Below are 25,574 nucleotides of genomic sequence, written 5' to 3' on the forward strand. Positions count from 1 at the left end.
TTAATAGAGCCTCCTTGAATTAACCCTCCAATTGTTTGTTCATCAGAACGGTTGCTGCGCTTATGAGAATTCCAGACAAGAGAATGATGCCAAGCGCAATCCACCCGAATTCATGAGACTGAACGGTAAACATCTCATTCGGATTCTGTGTAAGTTGGAGCTTGTTGAGATGTGGTGATTCCAGGATCCAGAACAGGGAATTCCCCGAAAGGCCATATAAGATCCACAGCATCGGCGTTAACGGCTTCAAGCGAGAACGGCTGACCACTCCTGTAAGCGTACCGAATGCTGCCATGAATGGAATGACCATCATGATTATGCCGTACCAGATCGCTGATGTTTTCATGAACGTGGCAAGACTGTGAAAATCGAAGTTTCCTTTTAAGATTAATGCATAGGCAACGAACAGCTGGGCACCGACCCAGAAGATAATATGCATGATAACTGCTGTACAAATGCTAGCTGCATACTTCGATAGAATGAGCGATCGCCTTGGATAAGGGAGTGTCAGCCACCATCCGGCAGTACCGTTTTTCCATTCCCGTATAACGATACTAAATGCAATGATGAATGTAATATACGGGAAGCCGAAGGACATAAACATGACCCCGTATGGATCAAGATTGTCGGCAAATACAGCTGCAAAAATGAGTCCGATGAGGATGCCTGCTGCAACGTAGAACATCCACCATTTGTTCGAATGTTTGGTTGAGTTTCTGCGGCGGAATTCATCTTTCACTAAAAATAAAAAGGTGCTTGTATTCATCCGTATTCTCCTCTCTTAGCGGTATAGGGTGCGGTAGACGGATTCCATCGAGCCTTGTTCACTGCGTAGCTGCTCAACATTCCCCTCCAACACCACTTGACCGTTATCCATGAATACCACATAGTCGAACAAGCTTTCCGCCTCGTGTATTTCATGCGTACTGATTAACACGGTCTGCTCACGTTCTGCCAAGTTTTCGATGATCGCTGAAATAATGCGTTCTCGCGATATGAGATCGATACCGGAGAACGGTTCATCCAACACGAGGAGAGGAACATTCCGTGCCATACACATGCTTAGCATAAGCCTTGCTTCTTGTCCCTTGGACATGCCCTGCACAGGCATATCGGACTGTAATTTCATGAAGGAGATGAGTTCCTCTGCCCGCTTCCGGTCGAAGCCAGGCCATAGGTGCTCTGCCCAATCCAGTGCTTGTTTGACCGAATGTTTTTCGAACCAGCGCGCCCGGTCAGGCAAATAAGCGATGTTCTTGTTCGTCTCCCAGCTTGGCTTGCGCCCGAGCACCTCAACCGTTCCTTGCTCCGGCTGCACCATGCCTGCGATCATGCGGAACAAGGTGGATTTGCCTGCACCATTCGCTCCTAGAATTCCGACAACCTTACCTGTTGGGATTTCAAGAGAAAAGTCGTGGAGGGCGAGCTTCTTCCCGTACCGCTTCGTAATATGGTCAACTCGTATCGCAGTGGACTGACTCATACTTCCTTTCCTCCCTCATGATTTAATAGGTGTTGAATATCGTCCAATGTAAATCCTATGCTGTACATCTTCGTTAAAAACTCCTGTAGCGCTTCTTCCGCCAAAGAAGTTCGTACACTCGCAACAGCTTCTGCGTTCGACGTAATAAATGTTCCTTGTCCTCGACGTGTCTCTGTAAGCTGATCCCGTTCCAGCTCTTGGTAAGCGCGCATGACGGTATTCGGTGTGATTTTGAGCGCTTGCGCAAGTTCCCTTACCGAAGGAATTTTCTCACCCAATGCGATCTCTCCTTTCGCGATGGAGCTTCGGATTTGATTAAGTACTTGTTCGTAGAGTGGTTTGCTTAAGTCCAACGTGAATCGCATTCCGCCAACCATCACGTCATTCAATGAGCTCCCTCCTTTGGTGTATCATTTGTATACAGTGTATTATATCACTTGATACACTTAATACAATAGGAAAAATGAAAAAATAGAAATAAATTTATGATCTGAGGATTTCTTGCGTCGAGGGCGGCTCTGATGATAGTGGGGAACGTTGGATAGACACGAAAAACACAGATGGTGTCATGCAATTTTAGATAGGTACGCATAATATGGATAGTCCTACAAAATGAATAGGATCGTAAAAAAGAGCAGCGTCCCATTGCTTGCGCATGGACTGCTGCTCTTTCTATTGGTTTTCCTTTTAAGATTGATCGCTTTGCCCGCGTAATCGGGCCATTTGCTGCCAAACTGTTCCGACAGCCTCTTCGCCGGAACGGATGCGTTCGATCGCCATGCGTGCTTGCAGGGCAACCTCGAATTCGGGATCTTGAGCGGCATGCTCAAGTGCTGTTAGCGCACGGTCATCGCCAGCTTCATAGAGGAAGCGGGCTGCGCGCCAGCGCACGAGTTTATTCTTATCTTGGAGAGCTTCGATCATTGGCTCGATTGCAATCGGATCACCGATATCGGATAGCGTATCTCCGGCAGTGCGGCGAACACTGACGGAAGAATCCTTGAGTGCTTCAATAAGAAGCGGCATACATTCGTCGGTTTTGATTTCACCCAAATACACGACAGCAAGGCGGCGTATCTGGCTCTGCTCATCATGAAGCGCCTTCGCAATGAGTTCCAACCGTTCTGGCGCTGGCTCCATTCGATCCAGAGCTGCATAACGAACGCGCCAATCTGAATTATTCAGATGCTGCTTCAGTTCTTCTTCTGACCATTCCCGGCGCTCTTCAATAAATGGCTCATCTGTGCGTCCCTTCGCAATCGCTTGCTGCACAAGGGAAGCAACGCGTTCCTCTGTGTAGGCCGCTTCAAGTTCTTGTTCTACTTCGCGTGCGATGTCGGCAAGCTCTCCATAACGAATCCCATAGTCGCTAAGCTTACGTTCCTTGATTAGAGTGGCGCTCGCAACTTCTGTTACTGCACGAACGAAGCGATCGGACAGGCCGACGCGCTCTTCCTGTCCATTTGCCTGCACCCGAATTTGCATCGGGATACTGCGGAAGTATTGCACATATACCTGTGCCTCGCCGAATGATGTCCAAGAAGCTAGATCTTCCTCTTGAGTGCTGTTCGCTTGCGACTGTCCGAACAGGCCGCGCACTTCGTCAAGGATACGAGCCCAATCTGCGTTCGGGAAGCGGTCAAGCGCGATAAAATCAGCGGTATGGAATACGCTCTTTACGCCCTCGATGTCGAGCAAGCTGGCGATCAACGGGGGAGCAGAGCGTCGATTGTCTTCTGAATAGGTACGGCGAATGCCGGCAGGCAATGTTTCGTCCAAGTGGAGCTTCATGGAATTCGGACTTGGCGTCGGTTCAATTGTGATTAAGTTCATTGACATACACCTCCGTTGGCGTGTGGTTTGCTTCTATTGTATCTTATCGGAGAGTGGGGAACAATGAAGGCAACATGCTTGCAGCTGTCAGGCATTTCATTATTGCTCGGTGAAGGGGATTAGGCTGCAGTCTGCAAGGTGGTTGGATCATCTCATTTTGTGTAATACATAGTAAAGAGGGATTCGACCAAAGCAGAAGAGCATGCATAGGATGGAAGGACGTCAGCAGCTGTGAATGGCGTCATTCAAATGGAAAGATATTAAGAATTGAGATAGGTGTTAAAGATGGCAGCCATCAGATGGCGCGCAGTTAGGAAGCTGAAGTCGAATTGGTGATGGAGACAGGGTTCTGGTATGCTAAAGATTAGGAGATAGTATTTGTCATTCGTCCCGTTTTGCAAGGGAGAGGGTAGCCCTTGTCATTCGATCCGAATTTTTCGCAAATGAGGTGGTGCTTATGAAGCGCTATTACGTCAATATGGACGATGTGACAACGGTTAAAGCATGGAATCAATTTCGGCGTTGGCAAGCAGAGCGCAAAGAACGATTAAAGACGAAGGATTATTCCTATGTCGTACCAAATGTAAAGCCGGATATCGCTCGTTTGAACGCTAATCGAACAGAGACAACGATAACGTGGATCGGTCATTCGACCTTCCTGTTACAAATAGGTGGATTAAACATTGTCACAGATCCGGTATGGGCTGCAAGAATGGCGACACAAGCTAGGCTTGCTCCGCCAGGTATTCCGATTGAGGAAATGCCCCCAGTCGATGTTGTTCTCATCTCGCATTCTCATTACGATCATCTGCATATACGGTCATTACGGCGATTGGTAGGGCCGAACACGATGCTGATTGTACCTGACGGGCTGCTTAGTAAGTTGAGACGCAAAGGATTTTCTATTATACATGAACTGGCCTGGTGGGAGCATATAACCGTGGCGGATCGGGTGAAAATTACGTTTGTACCGGCACAGCACTGGACGCGTCGGACGTTGATAGATATGAATCGTTCCCATTGGGGCGGCTATGTTATTGAGCACCTTGCACAAGCGAAAAAGACATCCGGAGGTTCGGATTCAGCCGGCACGCCAACAGGCGAAGGCTCTCCAGCGAATCAATCGAGTCAGGAGACCGTAGGTGAGACGATATATTTTGCGGGCGATAGCGGATATTTCCGTGGGTTTGAGCTTATCGGCCAGCGCTTCCACATTGATGTAGCCCTATTGCCGATTGGCGCATATGAGCCGGAATGGTTTATGTCGCAGCAGCATGTTTCCCCAGAGGAAGCATTGCAGGCATTTGAAGATGTGAAGGCAAAAGTGATGATCCCGATGCATTATGGAGCGTTCAAGCTGGCTGACGATACACCGCGGGAGGCACTTGATCGGCTGGAAGCGGATCGGGTGAAACGAGGAATTGAGCGCAAGCGAATTCATATTTTAGCGCACGGTGAATTATGGAGCTATGCAGAAGCATTTGGTCAATCTGTTCAGCATGCTCAAGCTGCGTCACCTAAGGCACGAATGAAATCGCAATAAGCTACATGCGAGGCATACACAAAGATACACGTGAAAAAGTAAAAGCGGAATAACGTATAGAAGGGCTGTCCAAAAAGGTGGAAACTAATGGGGTAGTCTCATAAGAAAAGCAAAGACGCCTCCAACTCCACGGAAGAAGTGGGGATGGAGGCGTCTTTCTTACACATGTTCATATGAATGTGGGGCACCCGAATTCAATAGTACGTCTGGACTAGCCCCCGTTCGTGTTAGAAATATCGGATGGTACGGGCTCGCATTATCTACGCTTGCTCGGTCGGCTGCTCAACTTCGACAGCTTTTTGTTGTTCTGTACGTGTTGCCGGGCAAGCTGTGCATTCTCCGTACGACGCATGTATGCAATTTCACGTTGGAGCTTTTGATAGCCGCGAAGTCTGTTGGAATCCAGCTCGCCTGTTTGAATAGCCTCACGTACAGCACATCCAGGCTCTCTCTCATGCTTGCAGTCGCTAAATCGGCAATGCTCTGCAAGGCTTTCAATATCCTCGAAGGTATTCGACAAGCCTTCACTATCAATAGCGGTCATGCCGACTTCTCTCATGCCCGGCGTATCAATGAGCCATGCCCCGCCGTGCAGACGGAGAAGCTCACGATGCGTCGTAGTGTGGCGGCCGCGGTCATCATCTGAGCGAGCAGCTTGTGTCAGCATTTGCTCGGTACCCGTAAGTGCATTTGCCAGCGTGGACTTGCCAACGCCAGAAGAGCCGACGAGCACGACGGTCATGCCCGGGGCAATGCGTGCGCGCAATTCGTCCATGCCATCACCGGTCATTGCAGATACGCGGAACACGTCAACACCAGGGACGGCCTGCATGGCTTGTGCCTCGAACAGCTCTGGGTCGTCCGCCTCATCAGCCTTTGTCAATACAACGGCCGGCATGGCGCCGCTATCCCATGCAAGGGCGGCATATCGCTCTAAGCGACGCGGCTCGAAGTCGCGTGACATCGACGTAACGAGCAGCGCAATGTCTGCGTTCGCTGCGACGATTTGAGTGTCGCGGCGACCTCCCGCTACCTTGCGTCCGAAGGTGCTGCGGCGAGGCAGTACGCCCACAATCGTAGCTCGTCCTTCTGCTTGTCTAGGTGCCACGGCCACCCAATCGCCGACTGTCGGCCAATCACTGAGCAGTGCCATTCCGGCCCGTGCCTGTCCAGACAGCTCGGCCAGCCATTCTCCCTCCGCGCTAACGACGCGATACAGATGCTTATGTGCCAGCGCTACGCGTGCAGGAACTAGCTGGCCCGCGTAGCGGCGTGCGGTAGACTCTTGAAGCTCTTGAATCCAAGACTCCCAAGTGCTTGACCACGCTTCATCGAAGCCGAGATCGTGCAGATCTTGCACAGTAGCATCCAATTGTTCTTCCATGCTCAATGTGTTGCTTTCAATTATAGTTTCTTGCACGGCGCAAGTATCTGATAATAGATGTGAATCATGCTTACCTTCATTATGGTTACTTGAATTTTGATTATTTGTAGTCAAATCTGAATTCTCCCTTGTTATGCGGCGTGTAGCCGCTTCATAGTGAACTTGGTCTTACCTGCGAATGAACGACATTGCGGCACGGTCAAGTTCGGGAGAGACAGACGTTTCAGTCGACACTAGCGTCGTTAACAGCTTACTGGTATTTCATAAATTGTACGATGCGCTAGGCGCTGAAATGTTTCTCCCGAACGTTATATACATTGCTGTTTACCATATAACATCCCTCACTTTCTTCTTTACGGTCGATTTTGATCATTCCAGAGGCTTGCATGCTGTGTTAAGCAAGGCGGCTTTCTAGAATGGAAAAAACATACCTTAGGCCGCGGTTGGCCTCTTGGAATTCTTCGATAAGAGTTTTTCTTATCCGAAGTCCTTGTGAACCACTTTAATAATGGGGCGTCTCCGTCATTCGTAAGAAATAGGGGACACCTTCATTTTGATAAAGATGGAAATATTATATACATAAAATGCCGAATTAGATATGTGTAACTCTCCAAAGATCATGGTAAAAATGTTCAATCGTCGCATTATACTGATCCTTATGCTATAATAACAGTTTGAAACCAATAATAGGCAAAGGACGGGAATGCCATGATTAGTACAACCGGCGTTACGCTCCGCTACGGGAAACGAGCGCTTTTCGAGGACGTGAACATTAAGTTTACACCAGGGAACTGCTACGGCTTGATTGGCGCGAACGGTGCGGGCAAATCGACATTTCTTAAAATATTGTCTGGTGAAGTTGAACAGACAAATGGTCAAGTAAACATTACTCCTGGAGACCGTCTATCGGTCTTGAAGCAGGATCATTATGCATATGAAGAATTCAAGGTTCTCGATACAGTCATTATGGGTCATGAGCGCTTGTATTCCATTATGAAAGAGAAGGATGCCCTCTATGCGAAGGCAGACTTCACGGAAGAAGACGGCATGCGCGCAGGCGAGCTGGAAGGCGAATTCGCTGAGCTCGACGGCTGGGAAGCTGAATCGAGCGCAGGCGAGATGCTTATCGGTCTTGGAATCACTAGAGATCTTCATGATAAGCTGATGTCTGAGCTTGACGGCAACCAGAAGGTACGCGTATTGCTTGCACAAGCATTGTTCGGCAGACCGAACATCTTGCTGCTCGATGAGCCTACCAACCACTTGGATCTCGAATCGATCAACTGGCTCGAGAGCTTCCTGATGGATTATGAAGGCACAGTTATCGTCGTATCTCACGATCGTCACTTCCTGAACAAGGTATGTACGCACATTGCAGATATCGACTTCGGTAAAATTCAGCTGTACTCAGGTAACTATGATTTCTGGTACCAGTCCAGCCAATTGGCGCAAACGATGATGCGCGATCAGAATAAGAAGAAGGAAGAGAAGATCAAGGAACTTCAAGCCTTCATTCAGCGCTTCAGCGCGAACGCGTCCAAGTCGAAGCAGGCGACTTCACGTAAGAAGATGCTCGATAAGATTACGCTCGACGACATTCGTCCATCGAACCGTAAATATCCGTTCATCAACTTCAAGCCTGAGCGTGAAGCTGGCAAGCAATTGCTGACGATCGAAGGCTTGACGAAGACAGTGGAAGGCGAAAAAGTATTCGAAAATCTACACCTTGTTGTGAATAAAGGCGACAAGATCGCACTCGTTGGTCCGAATGGATTGGCGAAGACAACGTTGATGCAAGTTCTGATGGGTGAGATTGAGCCTGATGCAGGAACATTCAGCTGGGGCGTTACGACGACACAAGCTTACTTCCCGAAAGACAACTCCGCATACTTCGATGGGGTTGAGGATACCTTGGTTGACTGGCTGCGCCAATACTCCAAGGATCAAGACGAGACATTCCTTCGCGGCTTCTTGGGCCGCATGCTCTTCTCTGGGGAAGAAGCATTGAAGAAGGCAAGCGTATTGTCCGGGGGCGAGAAGGTTCGCTGCATGCTCTCCAAGATGATGATGAGCGGCGCGAACGTGCTGTTGCTTGATGAACCGACGAACCACTTGGATCTCGAGTCCATCACAGCGCTCAACAACGGCTTGACTGACTTCGACGGCACAATGCTGTTCACGTCCCATGACCATCAGTTCATTGAGACGATTGCGAACCGCATTATCGAGATTACGCCGAATGGCATCATCGATCGTGTATGCACGTACGATGAATATCTTGAGAATGAAGAAGTGAAAGAGCTGCGCAAGAAGCTGTATCCAGAAGAGAGCTAATAGCATCTAATAGAAGCAAGAGGTTTGAGTAGCCAAATGGCTGTTCAAACCTCTTTTTGTATGTTTAGGGGCTGTCCCTGGATTAGTTTTCGCTTTAGCGGAACATTGCCTCTTTCTTGAAAGCAGGATCGAGCAAGGAGTGTTAGTTCGATCCCGAATTCAATCCATTCTATGGATGTGCACGAAATCAGGCTTGGAGTTGCCAAAATGTGCAGCAATCGTATCCCTCGTTTTGCCCCGTTTTCCCCCCGAGTATTGTTGTACCTGTGCAATAGATCAGACACCCTCTGATTATTGCATCTTTAGAAATATTGACATCTATTTTTTCCAATTCTATCAAATCAGATTGTATTCTTGCCGTTATAATATAATAGGAAAATATATCTAAATAAGGTGGGCTGTTCCGCTTATTCTAATGTGAAAGCCTGGGACTTCAGAAAGAACTCGGAGTAAAGGGATAGGAGGTAGCCTTCGTGCAGCATTTGGATGAAAAAATATTGGCGATGATGAAAGAGCTGGAGGAAGAACGACAGGAACATGATGGTGAGATGAGGGAAAAAGACGGGATAGCAGGCAGTGGTAGTGACGGACAAGCTAAGCTAGAGTCTATCGATTTCAATCATCCGCTAATAAGCGTCAACGGACAAATGATTCCGCTAGCGGATCGGACTTTACTGGCGGGCAAGCTTCACGTAAGGATGCCGAAAACTTGGCGCCTCATGACTCAGCAGGAGGCTGCGATCAAATATCCTTCGGTATATCGTCCATCCCTAATTTATACGAACAATGAAGGTACCGTGAACTTAACGATCAACCTCACAGAAGATCCGCTTGAAGAAGAGGGGCTTGCTGTTTATACGGAGACGATGGCTCGCATGATTCGCTCGGTACAGCCTATCCGTTCCCGGATCGATGAAGGCATGATGGATTCTGATGAAGGGGAGCGCGCAGGGTACTGTGAATTCACCGCTTCCGTATTAGACGGGACGCTGTACTATTACATGATGTTCAAGGAGCTGGAAGGAAGCGCGCTACTCGTTTCTTTCTCATGCAGTGCAATGGACATGCGGAACTGGAAGCCAGTGGCCCATGCGATGATGCGGGCGATACAAACCCTCGGCAGTGAGAAAGGGGAGAAACGAAGTGAGTCTTACTTATGAGAATTTGAGCATTCATCCATACCAATTAGTCCACCTGCAGGAACTGACCCTGACGAAGCAGCTCAACGAGCATGCGCGGCTGCGCTTCACGGGGATTGTGTCCGAGGAAAAGAGCAAGCTTTATGTGGATATGACCGATACGGACACCTCTATTGAATTGAATCAAATGGATACGGACGGTGGGAGCAAACCACTGTTCCGGGGAATCGCACTTTCTATCGAAATCCAAGTCTTGCAGGGCGTTCACTATTTGGAAGTGGAGGCGATATCCCATACCTACGTCATGGATGTGAAGACGAAGACGAGATCTTTCCAGAATGTAAAGATGACGATCCCTCAACTTCTTGAACAGATAGGCAAGGAATACCCGGGACTTGACGTGATGGATGAAGCAACTGCTGGGGCTAAGCTGCAGCGAATAGCTTTGCAGTATGAGGAGACGGATTGGGCCTTTTTACGGAGAATGGCCTCTCGATACCATACCAGTCTAGTTCCGGCAGCTCAATTCCATGAACCCAAATTCTATTTCGGTATTCCTGATGGTTCAAGAGTGATTCGGTTGGAGCAAATGAATTATACCGTTAGCAAGCGAATGGCGCCGTTCCGATATTTCGTAGAAAATGAAGCCGCATCTGTCGGCGAAAACGATTTTATTACCTATGATATCGAAACGGATGAGGTATTCGACTTAGGCAGTCATATTCAATTTCAAGGAGAAAGTCTCTTTGTTCGTGAAGCGCAGACGAAGATGCAAGGCGGAATGCTGAAGCATCGGTATGTGCTCTGCTCTCACAAAGGATTGCGGCAGAAGGAGTATGGCCTTGAGCGCTTGATCGGCGCATCCATTTGCGGAAAAGTGATAGATGTGGCAGGGGACAAGGTAAAAGTTCACTTTGAATGTGATCATGAGCAAAAGAAAGAGGAAGCGCGCTGGTTCCGATATTCGACCGCTTATTCGGCGGAAGGCAGCACCGGATGGTACGTCATGCCGGAGATTGGCGATCCAGTAGCCGTTTATTTCCCTGGAAAGAAGGAAGAGGAGGGCATCGCTGGCGGTGCGGTACGCCAGAATGCTGAACCGAGCGGACGCAATAAGCTAAGCAATCCCGATGTGAAAATATTCCGTACGCCATCCGGCAAAGAAATCAGGCTTGCTCCGGATGAAATCGTCATTACCGGGAAGGATGGCGCCATTTATATTCAACTGAACGATGATGAGGGCATTCACATTGCCAGCAGCAAAGGAGTCAGCATCACTGCGGATGGGGATATCTCCATGAATGCCGGACGCAAGATGGTGTTGTCTGCAGGCAGTGAAATGAATATGAGCTGCAAGGGCAGCCAGCTTCATTTGGGACGTCAGGCGCGCTTAACGGGCAGCAAAGTGAAGTCGAACTAAGCATGCGGAAGAGGAGGTTGTCATGAACAGCGAAGCAGCGTTAACCCATTTCATTCAGGAAGCAGTACCTCGCGAGAGGAGCGAGATGTTCGCTGCAATCGGACAAGAATGGGATGAAGCCAAGAAAGAATGGGTGCAAGAATTTGTCGATGGCTTCCGGCAATGGTGCAAGGTCATTCGTGAACAGCAGCTCTTCGGGAAAAAAGGAAGCCTTGGATTCATCACCTACTCTATGCTGAGAACGGACATTGCGCAGGGACGAGCTCGCTATCTCGTACAAGCGTCCGACAGCTCGTGGCTGTTCGACGCCGAACCGGTTGAAGGCTACTATGGCGGCTTGTGGGCTTATCGCTACTTGGATTTGCTGGCAGACAGATTGAAGCTGGCCAGCCGCGAATATAAGGGGGCCGTTCATTCCGCACATCTGGAGCGCATTCGTCTGCGCGAGGCCGTTCACATACACCGCGTCGTGGTCAGCCTGATTCGGCTGGCGATGCAGGAAGCTTCCCAATCGCCGGAGTTCCAAGCTGTGGAGAAGGCAGAAGTATTCGAGGTTCGGGTAGGAGAATATTTGGATCAAAGCGAGGGCGTGTTCCGGCTGGACTTGAGCAAGCGCGCTGCAGAGGAAGTGCGGTCATGGCTGCGAGAGGGAAATGAAGAGGATTACGCATATGAAGCTTTTCACGCTATGGATTTGTCGGAGGGAGATTGGGCGGGGATTGATCTTCGGTACAGCGCATTTCGAGACTGCTGCTTGTCGAACAGCCGTTTTCTTGATGGCGTTCTGATCGGTACGCTGTGGCAGGAATGCCGGTTGGATGGCGCCAACTTTGCCTATAGTCTTATTAGCGGTGCGAACTATAGCGGGTGCTCCATGCCGTTGGCGGTGTTCCGGGGCGTCCAGGGTAAGCGGGGCGTGCTGCCATTCGACGGATTTTCACCCATATTTGAAGGGGTTCAATTCGCTAAGGCCAACTTGACGGGTGCTGATTTTACCCGAGCCAACCTCCCTGGCGCAGTGTTCACTGGAGCCACGCTGAAGAATGCCGTCTTCCGCGGAGCAAATCTCAAGGGGGCGCGCTTCGATAAGGCGGATTTGACGGGAGCTGATTTTCAAGACGCGGATGTAACGGAGGTCAACTGGAATGATGCACATTGGGATGATGAGGATCACCGCCTGCTATCGCGGGAAATGGGAGGACGGCCATGAATCGGTTATTCAGACTTGTTGCGGATGAACGGATTGCGAATCGGGCAGAGCCGAATATGATGACGCCCGGAATCGTGAGCCGACTAGAGGAAGAAGCCGGCGTGGAAGAGCAGCCGCTTGTCTTCCCGATACGGGAACGGAATGCCGTCGAATATGTCGATTATTTGGATCGGCCCATGCCCTTGTTATCGGATTGCGTTAAGCGGTTGATAGAGCTGTACATGCCTGAATTGCGTTGGCGTCCTGTTATTTTGACTGATATGAAAAGGGAACGGCAGGAAGTCTATTGGATGACGTCGCTGCCTCGCCTATGCTGCCTCTCGCCTGATAGCGAATTCCACAAGGATGGGGGCTTGAAGCGGCTTGTGTTGGAAGGAAAGCACAACTATCGGCCACTGTTCCAGGTGGATGGAATTCGCGAGAGAGTATGGATCGCCAATCTGGCGCTTGCCGAGAGTCTGCTTCGGCGGGATGTATATGGGGTTCATTTTGCTGAGGTTGAAATGGATCAAGAGTGAGAGTTCGTTTAAGCGGTGTAGGAAACGACTCTGCTTGAGCATGATCTCAGAATGAAAGAAAGGGGATTAGAGCGATTGGGGAAGCAACAGGAGGATATCCGCGTTCAACCGGGAAAAGGGCGCAAAGGTAGCTATGTTGTCGCCGGTGCTATTCTTAGCTGCAGCTTCGGCACTCAGCCGACCCGGCTCACAATGCCGGAATGCCACGGTACATACGTGAAGGGCAAGGCTCAGATGAACGTTGGGGATTTCGTGCCGGGCGTGAACATCTCTTCTTTTGGCAATTGTTCTTGTTCGATGAATCCGGCCGTACAGAGCAGTAATTTGGTTGATATTTATGGGGTGAAGAAAGCTCCCTGCATTCCGGTTATGACCATTCCTTGGTTGAACGGCAAACATGATGTGCATGTGGCGGGACAACCAGCTTTGCTTAGTGGTTGTACGCACCAATGCCTTTATGGCGGTGTCATTCGCATTGAGGACGACGGACAGGAACTGGATTGATGGGGAATACGCGCATAGACGATAGAACAATACATTCCCGTTTCCAGTAATCAAATCATGCAAGGAGGGGAGAAGTTGGAGAAGAGTATGCTAAGCGCAGAAAATGCGGCAGGCTACGGTCATATCCGTGTGGTGTGGGCGCATGATATACAGCGAATCCATGAGCTGCGAATCGAGAAGCGAGTGAATGAGCATGCCCGGCTGCATATGCGCGCCCTGCTGGCGGAGGAGCGTGGCGATCGGGATATTGAGGCGTATGATTATGGCAAGTCCGTAAAGGTAGAACAGCTAGGAGATGACGGTTCCGTAGTCCGAACGTTGTTTTGTGGTCAGGTGATGACTCGTACCATACAGGCGGAGCGCAGTGTATATGTCTTGACTTTAGAAGCGATTTCCTGGAGCTATGAGCTGGATGTACGACCTAAGAGCCGTTCATTCCAGCCGGAGCATACGACTTATGAGGATGTCCTGGAACGAGTACTGAAGGACTATGCGCGTTCGGATTCAATCGATACAGCAAGCGAAGGTAGCACGTTGGGATCTTTTACCTTACAATATGAGGAGACGGACTGGTCGTTTTTGAAGCGGATGGCCTCACGGCTTGGCACGGTGTTAGTGCCGGAAATTACCGCAGAATCTCCGAAGCTGTTCTTCGGCTTACCGTCCGGAAAGCATTGGAGGCTGGATGAACAAGAGCCGTATCGGGTTCGAAAGAGCTTTCGTTCTTTGCTGGGGCATGAAGAGCAGAAGTTGCTATTCGGGAATGGGTTCGGTTCGTCGTCTTCAACCGTGTATTCGCTAGAGAGCGGAAGATGCTTCGTTCTGGGTGATCGCGTTAGCCTGCCAAGCGGCCTAAAGACGGTTGTAACCGAAATCGTAAGCGAGATGAAGAGCGGGCTTCTATTGCACACCTATCAACTTTGTACCGAGGAAGATGTTATCTGTCAGCGTACAGAGAATTGGCAGGCGACAGGCGCTGTGCTCAGCGGGATTGTTATCGGGGTGCAGCGGGATCGGGTAAGGCTGCGGTTGGATATGGATGGCAAGGATGCTGTTTCGGAAGGCTGTTGGTTCCCGTATGTAACAAGCTACGCAGCTGAGGGAAACAGCGGCTTGTATTGGATGCCGGAGCCGGGAGATCGAGCGCAGTTATATTTGCCTTCGGCACATGAGGCAGAAGCCGTAGTACGGGGCTCACTGCGTCAGCATGCTGACGTTGATAAACCCGATGAGAAAGTATGGAGCAGCAAGCGTGGCAAGCGGATCAGCATGGGAAGTACTGAATTGAAGCTGGAAGCGGGCGGCGGCTTGAATATCCGCTTGAATGAAGGCAACGGCGTACATATTCATAGCACGAATAGTCTTGCAATAAGCGGCCGGGACATTATGGTCAAGGCAGGCCAGCAAGTAAGCATGAAGGCAGGGCATTCGCTCTATTTGCGCGGAGGCGAGAGCAGTCTTATTTTGGACGGCGATTCGGATATTCGCTCAGATCTTCTGCATCAGGAAGGCACTGCGAGGTCGCCGGTGCATGTGACCCCGCTTACACCAGTGCCGGAGCCGCCGCTGATGACGGTGGAAGCATATGAGGCCGGGCAAGCTGCGAAGACGGCGGCAGCCGAATCCCAAGGCGTTACTGGGGCTCAAATCGGGTTGCTGGCAGGTGCGGCGCTCAGTCTGCTGGGCATGATTCCGGTAGCGGGAGTGGTTGGCTCGCTAGTAGGCTCGGCATTAAGTGTTCTCGGCATGATGTCCTCTTCCAGCGGCTTCCGGATCGGGTTGCCTTCAGGCGGAGGCAGGGGGACGGCAACAGGCCAGTTCAGTGAAGAAGAAATGGTTCAGCTGGAAATGCAAAGAGAGTTTGCGATACTCCTTGGCAAAGTATTTACCGATGCGAGAGGCTGGAGAAACCCGGAGACCAAAGAATCATTAGTACGATTCTTGCTGACTCTCAACAAAGGGATGGAGATGGCGGCGAGCAAGATTCCGCAAGATGTCCGAGTAGCAAATCGTAATTTATCGAAGGCGCTGGATTTCTACAGTTCCATCGATAGATGGGATTTGCCTAATCGTTTTCGAGTTCAAGATATTGATCCTGTCTTATTCGACCATCAAATAATTGATATAAAACAATATAATGCATGGGAAGATCAGCATTTAACACCTGAGCAGAAAAATGAAATCGCAAAGCTGATATATGAAAGATTCAAGGATGACACAGATATAGCGACTCAGAACTACTTCTATGTCGTGGAGCATACGAGTGAAGGGGTTGACGCATTAGCTGGTGCTATTGGCGCTAGATCTGTCCACAGTCGAAATACACAACCGCCAATCAAGCCGCAAGGAATATCGAAAGGAAGCAATATTAAGGGAATTAGGGTAAACTGGGGTCAAGCGACGACGTTTATCAATGATAGACTTGAAGCTTTACAAAGGTCTGTTGGGCAATTGCCTAAGAATAAGCTGGCGTACGATGGACCAGATGTAAACTATAAATCGTCTACGCAGAAGCCTCTTGAGCCGACGAAGAATCAGATCGAGGTTCGGAAATATTATCAGGGGAGCAACCCGGAGAATACAGCAACAGAATCTACATCGGGAAAAAATAAGAAGGCAAGTGGTGAGGGGACGGGTAAAGGTAATAAACCTAACCTTTATGATAAGGATGGAAATTATACGGGTGGTAGAACTCAGAAGGAATTGGATGATTTAGCAGGCGATCCTTCTCATGGCGGTAAAATTAGGGATCAAGGTTTGAAAGAAAGAGAAATAGGACTAGATTTGGAACGACAAGGAAAACTAGGGAAGATAGTACGTGACCCACAAGGAAACGGAGGAGCAGAATTTATTGATATAACAAATAACGTTAAATGGGACGTTAAAAGTTTCGTATCTTATCCAAATGGTCATACTTCTCCCAAGAAAGGCGCATTTACAGTAAATAACGGGATGAAGGCAATTAATAAAGAACTAGATAAAACTTACAATGTAATTGTGGATAAAAGAGACATGATTCCTGAACATGTTGAACAGTTAAAAAAAGAAATTAAAAAATATGGGATATCAGATAGGATTATTTGGTATCCATAGGAGGGTTAGGTATGACAACTGATATCAAAGAAATTATGACTCGATTAGAATCACACCGCCTTTGGATTGAAACTATTGGAGAACAAGGCGAAAAACTAGGTATAGATGAAATTGATTTGCGAAATGTGGATTTGTCACAATACCCATTAGACCAAGCATTTATAACAGCTTGTATCTTTGATGGCATGAACTTAAAGCACAAAGATTTCTCTTCATCTTTACTAAGTTCATCAACTTTTATATCTACAAATTTAGAAGGGGTAGACTTTTGTAAATCTAATGTATCGTATGTGGACTTCACAAATGCCAATGTTAAAGCTGCTAGACTTGCTGATAGTGAATGTATTGAGACGGTGTTTGTTCAAGCTGATTTATCAGATGCAAATTTAGTAGCTGGCCTTTTTGATGAGACGGATTTTCGCAATGCAATATTGTTTAATGCTGATGTGCGGTTAGCTACGTTTGAAAGAGTTTTGCTAAAAGGAGCTAAATTAACTGGGGTTCGGGGGCTAGAAGAGGCTTTTATAAAAAGCATCAATATTGGGACGCCAGAACAACCAAATATTCTAGTAGGTGAAGAAGCTAGAAAATGGTTACAAGATAATAAGTAGACCCTTTACATCAGTTGAGAGTAGGTCGTACAATACAACCAACAAACTAAACACTAAACAATTCAAACACCAAACACTTGATAAACTTTCAAAAGCTCTTTCCAACTTGAACCATGAGTAGAAATGAGCTTTTTTTGCAATGCCCAAAATAAGATAGATTTAATTGCACAGGCACAAGCAAAGTATGAGGCAATCATAGACGAAGTAAACGGATATCGCAGAAAGCACGAGAATTACTCGAAAGCAATCACCGTCAGTTAGGTGAAATGACGAAAGGATAAAGCATCTTTCCAACGGATGAAGCTCTGCTTATCTGGCGACCATGGATGTTAGCTCGCAAATGGACGGGATGTGTCCAAAATCGGGGTTAAATTCTCCTTCAGCTTTTCGTCTATTATCCAGAACGGAGCGGGCAACATTCGCCGTAATGGACAGGTCTCTCCTCAGGAGAGATAATACAACCAACCACTACCATTAAAGATAAGCAACTATTAATCTTAGAAGGCTTATTCCAACTTGAAGCAAGAAGAAGTAATAGGCTTTTTCTATGTAAACACTAATGAATCCAGCACAGAATATAGGTTTACGGTTTTCGATACTGCTTGGCAAAGTATTTACCGATGCGAGAGGCTGGAGGAACCCGGAGACCAAAGAAACATTAGTACGATTCTTGCTGACTCTCAACAAAGGGATGGAGATGGCGGCGAGCAAGATTCCGCAAGATGTCCGAGTAGCAAATCGTAATTTATCGAAGGCGCTGGATTTCTACAGTTCCATCGATAGATGGGATTTGCCTAATCGTTTTCGAGTTCAAGATATTGATCCTGTCTTATTCGACCATCAAATAATTGATATAAAACAATATAATGCATGGGAAGATCAGCATTTAACACCACAGCAGAAAAATGATATCGCAAATCTGATATATGAAAGATTCAAGGATGACACAGATTTAGCGATTCAGAACTATTTCTATGTCGTGGAGCATACGAGTGAAGGGGTTGACGCATTAGCTGGTGCTATTGGTGCTAGAGCTGTCCGCAGTCGTAATACACAACCGCCAATCAAGCCGCAAGGAATATCGAAAGGAAGCAATATTAAGGGAATTAAGGTAAACTGGGGTCAAGCGACGACGTTTATCAATGATAGACTTGAAGCTTTACAAAGGTCTGTTGGACAATTGCCTAAGAATAAGCTGGCGTACGATGGGCCAAATGTGAACTATAAATCGTCTACGCAGAAACCTCTTGAGCCGACGAAGAATCAGATCGAAGTGCGGAAATATTATTCTGGAACCGAACCGGAGAATTCAGCGTCGGGATCTGCGTCGGGAAAAAATAAGAATTCAACCGGTGAGGGGACGAGTAAAAGCTCAAACCAATATTTGCAAAAACCCGCTGATGAAAATGGAACACTAAATATTGGGGCACGAGGCAAACCTACAGAAGGTGCATACAATATTGATATAGACCCTAAGGCTTCTGGTGTGCATTACGGAGATGCAACAAAATTAACTAATATTAAGACAGGGAGCCAGAGTAAAATCATTATAGAGAACCCATATGGCTATGATCCATTGAATCCTGAAATAATCAGAGTCTTATCAAGGAATGGAGAAATAATAATTACTGGGTAACGTTCTAATATGAAAAAAATATTGAAGCAATTAGATGTTAAAGGGTTAAAAATCAAGGGTGAAAGACAAGACGTTCCGAATGATGGTAGCTATTTAACCACAGACGGTGAAAATATAAAATCGCCAATGTTAGATCAGTATACCTTTATAAAAAAGTGAGGTTATAGTGAATGATTCTTACTCTAGACATAAGTAATGAAGAATTTGATGCAATTGTGGATGGTGATGGAGAATTTACACCGACAATTTTTTTGAATTTTCCGAGTGATATCAGAGGAATATATGAATTTGAGCTTATTAATACTGTTATTAATATTTATGATTTTAAAGATCAAATACAAAATCAGGGCCTTAATATAGAAGATGATTCACTTTTTGTGTTTGGGAAAATGAGGGTTGAAATTGAAGGGGTGAAGGGTGCAGATTTCAAAATAATTGAAGGTAATCTCCTCGAGGGTCGTGAGCAGTATCATAGTTGGCCATATACAATTGATAAAGGTGATATTGTATGTAAATGCGGTGGGAAGCTGTCTTTTCTTGATAATTGTTACATATCCTTAATGATTGTAACTGAATGTAAGCCTAAAATAACATTAAAATTTGATATAGCAGAGACTGTTCCATTTGATTTCATGAATAGCAGCAGCATAGAACAAGCTAAGTTAAAAAAAGTAGATTATGAACAAATGAAATTTAAGGGGAAATTGTTTGACTTCGGTTTTTTTCAAGAGTATTTTGGATCTGGGAGAAGCGCTATTAAGAGTGAGTAGTTCAACTGCTTAATAAAAGGACTGTTAAATATTAGGTTTGCAAATTTGTTGTGAAATTTTACATTACAACCAACAAACCACCATTAAAGACAAACATACTTAATAATCTTAGAAGGCTTATTCCAACTCGAACAAAGAAGACAAGGAATAGGCTTTTTTTATAAAAATATGATTGATTCTGCACAGAAGATAGGTTTGCGGGCCTGCTCGGCAAAGTATTCACCGATGAGAGGGGCTGGAGAAACCCAGAGACCAAAGAATTATTAGTCCAATTCTTGCTGACTGCTCTCAACAAAGGGATGGAGATGGCGGCGAGCAAGATCCCGCAAGATGTCCGAGTAGCAAATCGTAATTTATCGAAGGCGCTGGATTTCTACAGTTCAATCGATAGATGAGATTTGCCTAATCGTTTTCGAGTTCAAGATATTGATCCTGTCTTATTTGACTATAATGTTTGGGATGGTTCAAAAGAATGGGATGTTCCGGGCACTAAACATAGGATATTAGAGAGGACTGACGGAAGATTTGGCTATGTAGTTGATCATGATTACAGTAAGCCCAAATTATTCCCATCGCCTTGGTTTCCAGATGGCGGGAAATTCAAACCATAAGAATGGTTAATGGAGGAAATAAAGTGGGAATTAAATTCTCTATTCTTGATGAGGAAAGTGAATTAGTAATTGGATATTGCAAAGAAATAGAGGGGCTGGATGGTAAGGTTTATTTTGATGGGGATTTAGCTTACCATAAAATTGAACTGAAACAGTTTGTTTTTTGTCAGAAATTTAAAGAATACCTTGTTAAAAGAAAAGAATCGATAAGTAGGCTAGTCTATATTTGTATCATTGATAATGATACAAATCCAATTGGAAAGTTTCGTTTTTCTATTTATGATGATATTTATTATCATAAAACTGGAGTTCCAGAAAGTGCTTCGGATGTTACTTGGAAGGGCTCTTTAAATGAAGTATTATCTAATAAAGAAATCGAAATTTGGAACAATTGGAGGATCTCTCCCCCATTGAAAAAGAATGAATGGTCTAGTCTTTCTGAAGAAGAAAGAAGATCCTGGTTAAAAGTTGTAAAAAATTATAATATAAATAAATCGGAATGTAATGAAATGCAGGAGGGAATTTTTCACCTAGATGGAACATTTGTAACGGATTATCCATCTTTCTTTTGTGCATTAGGAGAAGCTATTAATGGGCCTGGAGGTTATTATGGATTTGATATTTGCTCTCTAATTGATTGTTTTTATGGAGGATTTGGTGCAACCGCATCTTTCACCCTTATATGGAATAATCATCAGATAGCAAGAAAATTCTTGGATATAAATTCTTGGGTCAAAGAAATTAACTATAAGAGGAGTTGGGACGATAAACTTATAGATAAGCCAGAATTCGAAGAGGTAGGGAATAGACCCCTATTCCAAGCACTTATTGAGAATATGGAAAATGAAGGTGTAATATTAGTGCTGAATTAACAATTTTTTATAATCAATGAATTTATCTATATAAGTTGAATTTATGTTTAAGAAAAATATGGAACGGCTTAACAAGGATCGTCGAAAATTTTGTGTAAACTCTATTTTTACCCGCTCCCAACAACAAGATCGTACAACAACCAAACAAACAAACCAAACGCTTGATAAACCTTCAAAGCTCATTCTCACTTTACCGTAAGTAGGGATGAGCTTTTTTGCATGTTCAAAATCAAGGAGGACGAAACGGAACTTACACCAACAAACCACCACTAGTGACAACAAACTTACTAATCTTAGAAGGCTTATTCCAATTTGAAGCAAGAAGAATTAATAGGCTTTTTCTATGTAAACATTAATTAAACCCTCATAGAATATAGGCTTACGGTTTGCGATACTGCTTGGAAAAGTATTTACCGATGCGAGAGGCTGGAGAAACCCAGAGACCAAAGAATCATTAGTACGATTCTTGCTGACTCTCAACAAAGGGATGGAGATGGCGGCGAGCAAGATCCCGCAAGACGTACGAGTAGCAAATCGTAATTTATCGAAGGCGCTGGATTTCTACAGTTCCATCGATAGATGGGATTTGCCTAATCGTTTTCGAGTTCAAGATATTGATCCTGTCTTATTCGACCATCAAATAATTGATATAAAACAATATAATGCATGGGAAGATCAGCATTTAACACCACAGCAGAAAAATGATATCGCAAAGCTCATATATGAAAGATTTAAGGATGACACAGATATAGCGACTCAGAACTACTTCTTTGTCGTGGAGTGTTTTTTGCAAGTGAAAAATGCTCAATTTTGCAGCCAAAAGTGCCAAAGCACTTGCCAGCCTCCAAAGTTACAAAGGAACCCGTTCCATCGCTTGCTTGAAACGGAAACTCTCACCCGTGAAGGAGAGAACATGAGCATGGTGGACCAAACGGTCTACTAGCGCAGACGTTAGCTTGGTGTCTCCAAAAATCGAGGTCCACTGACCAAATTCCAAGTTGGACGTCACAATAACACTCTGCCTTTCGTAGCAATCGGCAATCACGTTAAACAGCAATTCAGACCCTGTTTGGTTGAATGGCATGTATCCGACTTCATCCAGGATAAGCAGATCTACCTTTCTCAACTTCTCTCGGAACCGACTAACTGTGCCTGCCGCGAATTTCTCCTGTAGCACCGCCACTAGATCCGAAGCCCGGTAAAATTGCACCGCTTTACCTTGTCTGCAGGTTTCCACCCCTAAGGCGGTTGCCATGTGAGTCTTTCCGGTTCCAACAGCACCCATCAGCAGTAAATTTTCTTTTCTTTCCAACCATTCCAGCTCTCGGAGCATGTCCGGATTGCTTCCGCTAGGAAACGAGATGTGGTCATAGACATATCCTTCAAATGTCTTAATGTGAGGAAAACCAGCCTGCTGGACGAGTTTACCCAGTTTAGCACGGCGTCTGCCATCGAGTTCAGCCGTTAAAAGTTGTTCCACCCATCCGCTCATCTGCTCGTCCTGTTGTAGCGCCACGTACTCAACCACATGTGCCAGTCGAAGCTGCCGGCATAAATCCGCCAGATCTGTCCGCATTTCAGCTCACCCCCATGAGTCGGTCATAGCGCTGGAGCGATCCGCTATTTTGTGTTCCCGGAGGAGATAGCGTTTCTTGCCAAGCGACAGGAATTTCACGGCTCCCTTGCTTAACGCCTAACGCCGCTGTGAGGCTAGCAACCGTTGCTCCACTGCCTTCCTGCTCAAGGGCTTCCTGAATCTGTTCCACCGTGTATACATCGAACCAGTGAGCTAGTGCTTGCAGGCGCTCCTTGCGCACCTCCAGCTCCTTCACCAAGACATACTGCTGCATCACATCCGGCAACATACGAATGAACTGGGAATGCGTGACGCTGCGAGGCTTCCTCAGTAGGTTCGTAAATACCTGCGGCCATGGAATCTGTGCCGTTTGTCCCGTATATGGACGTGGCGCTTCCCGTATTCGCTGGTGCAGGCTGCTTAGGATCACTAGGCGATCCCAAAACATTTGAATCAGCACTTCGCCACCCGGTTGAACCAGGCCAAGCAGCGGAATCGTTGTCCCGTCCGCACGAATCTCTCCGTACTTGTTTACCACCGCGGCACTCATACGAAAGGCTTGAAAGGCGGTTTCCGGCAGGGTTAGCAAATGCTTTCGATCCGCCTCCCACAGATCCGCGATACGAGTCTTTTTAGCGTAATGTACACGCTCCCGATCCTGCCGAGCCTGCTCTGCAAAATAAAAAGCAAGCTGTTCATGGCTTTCATAGACTGGAATAGGTACAGCCCAATTGCGCTTAGCATATCCGCATTTGTTCTCCACATGACCTTTTTCATGTCCGCTGTATGGATTACAAAACACGGCTTCAAACCGGTAATGGGAACAAAAGCGCTGAAATCCTTCCGTGAGCTGCCGCTCGCCTTGTTTTTCGATGTGAACCACCGCCGCCGACAGATTGTCGAACCAAATCCGCTGGGGGACACCTTCCATTTGTTCGAAGCATTGCTTCAGCGCTTCCAAAAAACACTCCTGATTCTCAGCTGGTGTCGGATAGACAAACGCAGCGTTGCTGTAGGGGAAGGATACCACTAGCAGCTTGTAGGTAAGCAACTGCTGTGCTTGACTGACCTGAATGGTGGTAAAATCCACCTGCACTTCTCCCGGTGGATGCTCTAACCGTTCATAGGTCTTGGCACGCTCCAGTTCCATCTCGTTTTTGCGTTTTCGTACATACGCCAGTACGGTTCGCTGTCCGCCAGTGAACTGATGTTCGTCTCTTAGTCGTTGAAAGATACGTATGCCCGTATGCCGCTGCTTGCGGGGAAGCAACCGATCTTCTTCCAGCCATGTATCCACGATCTCCATGTATGGACCCATGACTGGACTCCGGCCCTTTCTTTTTCCCATAGATTCGTTCCAGTTAGACTCATCTGCGTACTTCTTTGCTGTCCGCCAGTGGATGCCCATCTGTCTAGCAATATCTCTAACCGAACACCCTTCTGCTTCACGTAAAAATCTGATATAGTGTTGTTGAGGCATTTTCAGCATCCTTCCAATCTCCTTCGTCAAGTTCTCGTCAAACCTAACGATAGGAGGAATTTAAGGGGCTGACAAGTGCCTTTTTGCATTCAACTTGAGCATTTTTATGCTGCAATTTTAGGCACTTTTAGTATGCAATAAACAGTGGAGCGTACCAGTGAAGGGGTTGATGCACTAGGTGGTGCTATTGGCGCTAGAGCTGCCCGCAGTCGTAATCCACAACCGCCAATCAAGCCGCAAGGAATATCGAAAGGAAGCAATATTAAGGGAATTAAGGTAAACTGGGGTCAAGCAAAGACGTTTATCAATGATAGATTTGAAGCTTTACAAAAGTCCGTTGGGCAATTGCCTAAGAATAAGCTGGCGTACGATGGGCCAAATGTGAACTATAAATCGTCTACGCAGAAGCCTCTTGAACCGACGAAGAATCAGATTGAGGTGCGGAAATACTATCCTGGGACCGAGCCGGAGAATTCAGCGTCGGGATCTGCGTCGGGAAAAAATAAGAACTCAGCCGGTGAGGGGACACCAAAAGCTAATGGGCAATATTCAGGAGAACTAGTAAAGGTTCCTAAAGAAGATGAAGCAGCCGATATGTTGGCTAAAAAACTAGATGGTGAGTCCAGAGTTAAATTCAAGAATGATCCTAATGGACGCGAATTTGATACAATTAGCGATCAGTATGTTGCGCAAACCAAGCCACCATTGAAAAGTTTAGATAAGCAATTCAGAAAACAGGCAAAAGCCACAATAGAAGCTGCTAATGAGACAGGCAGGAAAGCGTATTTTCATTTTGAAGGAGAACCCGATAATAGAGTACTGCGGCAACTCAATGAGTATGCTGCAAGATACGGAGTGGAAATAATTATTGATACAAAGCCCTTAAAACCATGAGAGGATGAATAGGCATGTACGAATATCACGGATGGGCAACCATCAGAGAGAGTTCCTCATTTGAGGATGATGATGAAAAGTACTTGTTAATAATTCAAGAAATTCAGAAGTATTTCGATGAGTTAGAGTGGCCTTCTGGTGTTTTAGATATAAGAGGGGTAAATGGTGATTTTCAAGTTTGGATAGCTGGTCTTAATAATCACAAACCTGTGATAAAACATAGTCCGATTGACGTATTAAGAAAGTTGGGAGTGTTGGCTCCAGGCTCTTATGGAGTTTTGTATATAAGAGATAGTGATGATGCAGAATTTTTCAATGAGTTCAAGGTCTACACATTAATTCGAGGAGAAGTAATGGAGCATAGGGATCCCTTCCTATCCCCATTCATACCTAGAATTGAAGATGATTACGAGGATTAATAATAGATAGTGTTGTCTTAACAATTAAGATTGTATAATATAAACTAAACATTTAAAAACTGACAACCATTTGTAAACTTTCATTAGCTTATTCCAACTCGAACAAAGAAGAGAAGGAATAGGCTTTTTTTTGTAAAAATATTATTGATTCCGCACAGATACTGCTTGGCAAAGTATTTACCGATGCGAGAGGCTGGAGAAACCCGGAGACCAAAGAATCATTAGTACGATTCTTGCTGACTCT

General features: G+C 46.3%; 22 protein-coding genes. 15 read left to right on the forward strand and 7 right to left on the reverse strand.

The window, feature by feature from the left end; translation table 11 throughout:
- Window positions 1-19: 19 nt before the first annotated feature.
- From ABN764_RS10390 to ABN764_RS10405, 4 genes are all read right to left on the reverse strand, one after another.
- Window positions 20-766, reverse strand: a complete 747-nt coding sequence (locus tag ABN764_RS10390; protein WP_446671823.1) for an ABC transporter permease subunit — start codon at window positions 764-766, stop codon at window positions 20-22.
- Window positions 767-781: 15 nt separating this feature from the next.
- Complete coding sequence (locus tag ABN764_RS10395) at window positions 782-1,483, reverse strand: ABC transporter ATP-binding protein (protein WP_446671824.1); 702 nt, start codon at window positions 1,481-1,483, stop codon at window positions 782-784.
- Window positions 1,480-1,872: a GntR family transcriptional regulator gene (locus ABN764_RS10400; RefSeq protein ID WP_446671825.1), complete on the reverse strand. Its 393-nt coding sequence runs from the start codon at window positions 1,870-1,872 to the stop codon at window positions 1,480-1,482. Before ABN764_RS10400 ends, ABN764_RS10395 begins: the two co-directional genes overlap by 4 nt.
- 298 nt (window positions 1,873-2,170) lie before the next feature.
- On the reverse strand, window positions 2,171-3,316 hold the full coding sequence (locus ABN764_RS10405; protein WP_446671826.1) for a virulence factor: 1,146 nt from the start codon (window positions 3,314-3,316) through the stop codon (window positions 2,171-2,173).
- A gap of 457 nt (window positions 3,317-3,773) precedes the next feature.
- Here ABN764_RS10405 and ABN764_RS10410 point away from each other — a divergent pair, with 457 nt between their 5' ends.
- On the forward strand, window positions 3,774-4,859 hold the full coding sequence (locus ABN764_RS10410; RefSeq protein ID WP_446671827.1) for an MBL fold metallo-hydrolase: 1,086 nt from the start codon (window positions 3,774-3,776) through the stop codon (window positions 4,857-4,859).
- A gap of 256 nt (window positions 4,860-5,115) precedes the next feature.
- On the opposite strand, the gene rsgA is transcribed toward ABN764_RS10410, so the two are convergent.
- Complete coding sequence (gene rsgA, locus ABN764_RS10415) at window positions 5,116-6,243, reverse strand: ribosome small subunit-dependent GTPase A (protein ID WP_446671971.1); 1,128 nt, start codon at window positions 6,241-6,243, stop codon at window positions 5,116-5,118.
- 708 nt (window positions 6,244-6,951) lie between these two features.
- Between rsgA and ABN764_RS10420 the strand changes: the two genes are divergently transcribed.
- From ABN764_RS10420 to ABN764_RS10475, 12 genes are all read left to right on the forward strand, one after another.
- A complete protein-coding gene (locus ABN764_RS10420) occupies window positions 6,952-8,577 on the forward strand; it encodes an ABC-F family ATP-binding cassette domain-containing protein (protein ID WP_072727464.1) in 1,626 nt (541 codons plus the stop codon).
- A 473-nt stretch (window positions 8,578-9,050) separates the two neighbouring features.
- On the forward strand, window positions 9,051-9,737 hold the full coding sequence (locus ABN764_RS10425) for a hypothetical protein (RefSeq protein WP_446671828.1): 687 nt from the start codon (window positions 9,051-9,053) through the stop codon (window positions 9,735-9,737).
- Entirely contained in the window at window positions 9,721-11,136 is a 1,416-nt protein-coding gene (locus ABN764_RS10430) for a phage baseplate assembly protein V (protein ID WP_446671829.1), read from the forward strand. The genes ABN764_RS10425 and ABN764_RS10430 overlap by 17 nt, the downstream gene beginning before the upstream one ends.
- A gap of 22 nt (window positions 11,137-11,158) precedes the next feature.
- Window positions 11,159-12,346, forward strand: a complete 1,188-nt coding sequence (locus ABN764_RS10435) for a pentapeptide repeat-containing protein (RefSeq protein WP_446671830.1) — start codon at window positions 11,159-11,161, stop codon at window positions 12,344-12,346.
- Entirely contained in the window at window positions 12,343-12,864 is a 522-nt protein-coding gene (locus ABN764_RS10440; protein ID WP_315742529.1) for a serine protease, read from the forward strand. Before ABN764_RS10435 ends, ABN764_RS10440 begins: the two co-directional genes overlap by 4 nt.
- A 51-nt stretch (window positions 12,865-12,915) precedes the next feature.
- Entirely contained in the window at window positions 12,916-13,368 is a 453-nt protein-coding gene (locus ABN764_RS10445; RefSeq protein ID WP_315742531.1) for a DUF4280 domain-containing protein, read from the forward strand.
- A 75-nt stretch (window positions 13,369-13,443) separates the two neighbouring features.
- Window positions 13,444-16,461 carry a contractile injection system protein, VgrG/Pvc8 family gene (locus ABN764_RS10450; RefSeq protein ID WP_446671831.1) on the forward strand — a complete coding sequence of 1,006 codons (3,018 nt, stop codon included), beginning with the start codon at window positions 13,444-13,446 and terminating at the stop codon, window positions 16,459-16,461.
- Between the two features lie 11 nt (window positions 16,462-16,472).
- The gene (locus ABN764_RS10455; protein ID WP_446671832.1) at window positions 16,473-17,072 is read left to right on the forward strand and encodes a pentapeptide repeat-containing protein; all 600 of its coding nucleotides are present in this window, start codon (window positions 16,473-16,475) and stop codon (window positions 17,070-17,072) included.
- Window positions 17,073-17,769: 697 nt separating this feature from the next.
- On the forward strand, window positions 17,770-18,708 hold the full coding sequence (locus tag ABN764_RS10460; protein ID WP_446671833.1) for a hypothetical protein: 939 nt from the start codon (window positions 17,770-17,772) through the stop codon (window positions 18,706-18,708).
- A 9-nt stretch (window positions 18,709-18,717) separates the two neighbouring features.
- Window positions 18,718-18,867, forward strand: coding sequence for a hypothetical protein (locus ABN764_RS10465; protein ID WP_446671834.1), 150 nt, complete (start codon window positions 18,718-18,720; stop codon window positions 18,865-18,867).
- An 11-nt stretch (window positions 18,868-18,878) separates the two neighbouring features.
- Window positions 18,879-19,478: a hypothetical protein gene (locus ABN764_RS10470; RefSeq protein ID WP_446671835.1), complete on the forward strand. Its 600-nt coding sequence runs from the start codon at window positions 18,879-18,881 to the stop codon at window positions 19,476-19,478.
- Between the two features lie 634 nt (window positions 19,479-20,112).
- The gene (locus ABN764_RS10475) at window positions 20,113-20,961 is read left to right on the forward strand and encodes a barstar family protein (RefSeq protein ID WP_446671836.1); all 849 of its coding nucleotides are present in this window, start codon (window positions 20,113-20,115) and stop codon (window positions 20,959-20,961) included.
- Window positions 20,962-21,811: 850 nt separating this feature from the next.
- Here ABN764_RS10475 and istB read toward each other — a convergent pair.
- Both istB and istA read right to left on the reverse strand, forming a co-directional pair.
- Window positions 21,812-22,537, reverse strand: coding sequence for an IS21-like element helper ATPase IstB (istB, locus tag ABN764_RS10480; protein WP_446671837.1), 726 nt, complete (start codon window positions 22,535-22,537; stop codon window positions 21,812-21,814).
- Between the two features lies 1 nt (window position 22,538).
- Window positions 22,539-24,026: an IS21 family transposase gene (istA, locus tag ABN764_RS10485; RefSeq protein WP_446671838.1), complete on the reverse strand. Its 1,488-nt coding sequence runs from the start codon at window positions 24,024-24,026 to the stop codon at window positions 22,539-22,541.
- A 135-nt stretch (window positions 24,027-24,161) separates the two neighbouring features.
- Here istA and ABN764_RS10490 point away from each other — a divergent pair, with 135 nt between their 5' ends.
- Entirely contained in the window at window positions 24,162-24,911 is a 750-nt protein-coding gene (locus tag ABN764_RS10490) for a restriction endonuclease fold toxin (RefSeq protein WP_446671839.1), read from the forward strand.
- A gap of 14 nt (window positions 24,912-24,925) precedes the next feature.
- Window positions 24,926-25,330, forward strand: coding sequence for an Imm7 family immunity protein (locus ABN764_RS10495; protein ID WP_446671840.1), 405 nt, complete (start codon window positions 24,926-24,928; stop codon window positions 25,328-25,330).
- Window positions 25,331-25,574 lie beyond the last annotated feature (244 nt).

Source organism: Paenibacillus wuxiensis, assembly GCF_040195695.1.
In the GTDB taxonomy this organism is placed as follows: domain Bacteria; phylum Bacillota; class Bacilli; order Paenibacillales; family Paenibacillaceae; genus Paenibacillus_B; species Paenibacillus_B suaedae.

Bases quoted from the DNA above. Each gene is read 5' to 3' on its own strand.
- ABN764_RS10390 (WP_446671823.1), bottom strand. From the start codon at position 766: ATGAATACAAGCACCTTTTTATTTTTAGTGAAAGATGAATTCCGCCGC.
- ABN764_RS10395 (WP_446671824.1), bottom strand. From the start codon at position 1,483: ATGAGTCAGTCCACTGCGATACGAGTTGACCATATTACGAAGCGGTAC.
- ABN764_RS10405 (WP_446671826.1), bottom strand. From the start codon at position 3,316: ATGAACTTAATCACAATTGAACCGACGCCAAGTCCGAATTCCATGAAG.
- ABN764_RS10410 (WP_446671827.1), top strand. From the start codon at position 3,774: ATGAAGCGCTATTACGTCAATATGGACGATGTGACAACGGTTAAAGCA.
- rsgA (WP_446671971.1), bottom strand. From the start codon at position 6,243: ATGGAAGAACAATTGGATGCTACTGTGCAAGATCTGCACGATCTCGGC.
- ABN764_RS10420 (WP_072727464.1), top strand. From the start codon at position 6,952: ATGATTAGTACAACCGGCGTTACGCTCCGCTACGGGAAACGAGCGCTT.
- ABN764_RS10435 (WP_446671830.1), top strand. From the start codon at position 11,159: ATGAACAGCGAAGCAGCGTTAACCCATTTCATTCAGGAAGCAGTACCT.
- ABN764_RS10440 (WP_315742529.1), top strand. From the start codon at position 12,343: ATGAATCGGTTATTCAGACTTGTTGCGGATGAACGGATTGCGAATCGG.
- ABN764_RS10445 (WP_315742531.1), top strand. From the start codon at position 12,916: ATGAAAGAAAGGGGATTAGAGCGATTGGGGAAGCAACAGGAGGATATC.
- ABN764_RS10455 (WP_446671832.1), top strand. From the start codon at position 16,473: ATGACAACTGATATCAAAGAAATTATGACTCGATTAGAATCACACCGC.
- ABN764_RS10460 (WP_446671833.1), top strand. From the start codon at position 17,770: ATGGCGGCGAGCAAGATTCCGCAAGATGTCCGAGTAGCAAATCGTAAT.
- ABN764_RS10465 (WP_446671834.1), top strand. From the start codon at position 18,718: ATGAAAAAAATATTGAAGCAATTAGATGTTAAAGGGTTAAAAATCAAG.
- ABN764_RS10470 (WP_446671835.1), top strand. From the start codon at position 18,879: ATGATTCTTACTCTAGACATAAGTAATGAAGAATTTGATGCAATTGTG.
- istB (WP_446671837.1), bottom strand. From the start codon at position 22,537: ATGCGGACAGATCTGGCGGATTTATGCCGGCAGCTTCGACTGGCACAT.
- istA (WP_446671838.1), bottom strand. From the start codon at position 24,026: ATGCTGAAAATGCCTCAACAACACTATATCAGATTTTTACGTGAAGCA.
- ABN764_RS10495 (WP_446671840.1), top strand. From the start codon at position 24,926: ATGTACGAATATCACGGATGGGCAACCATCAGAGAGAGTTCCTCATTT.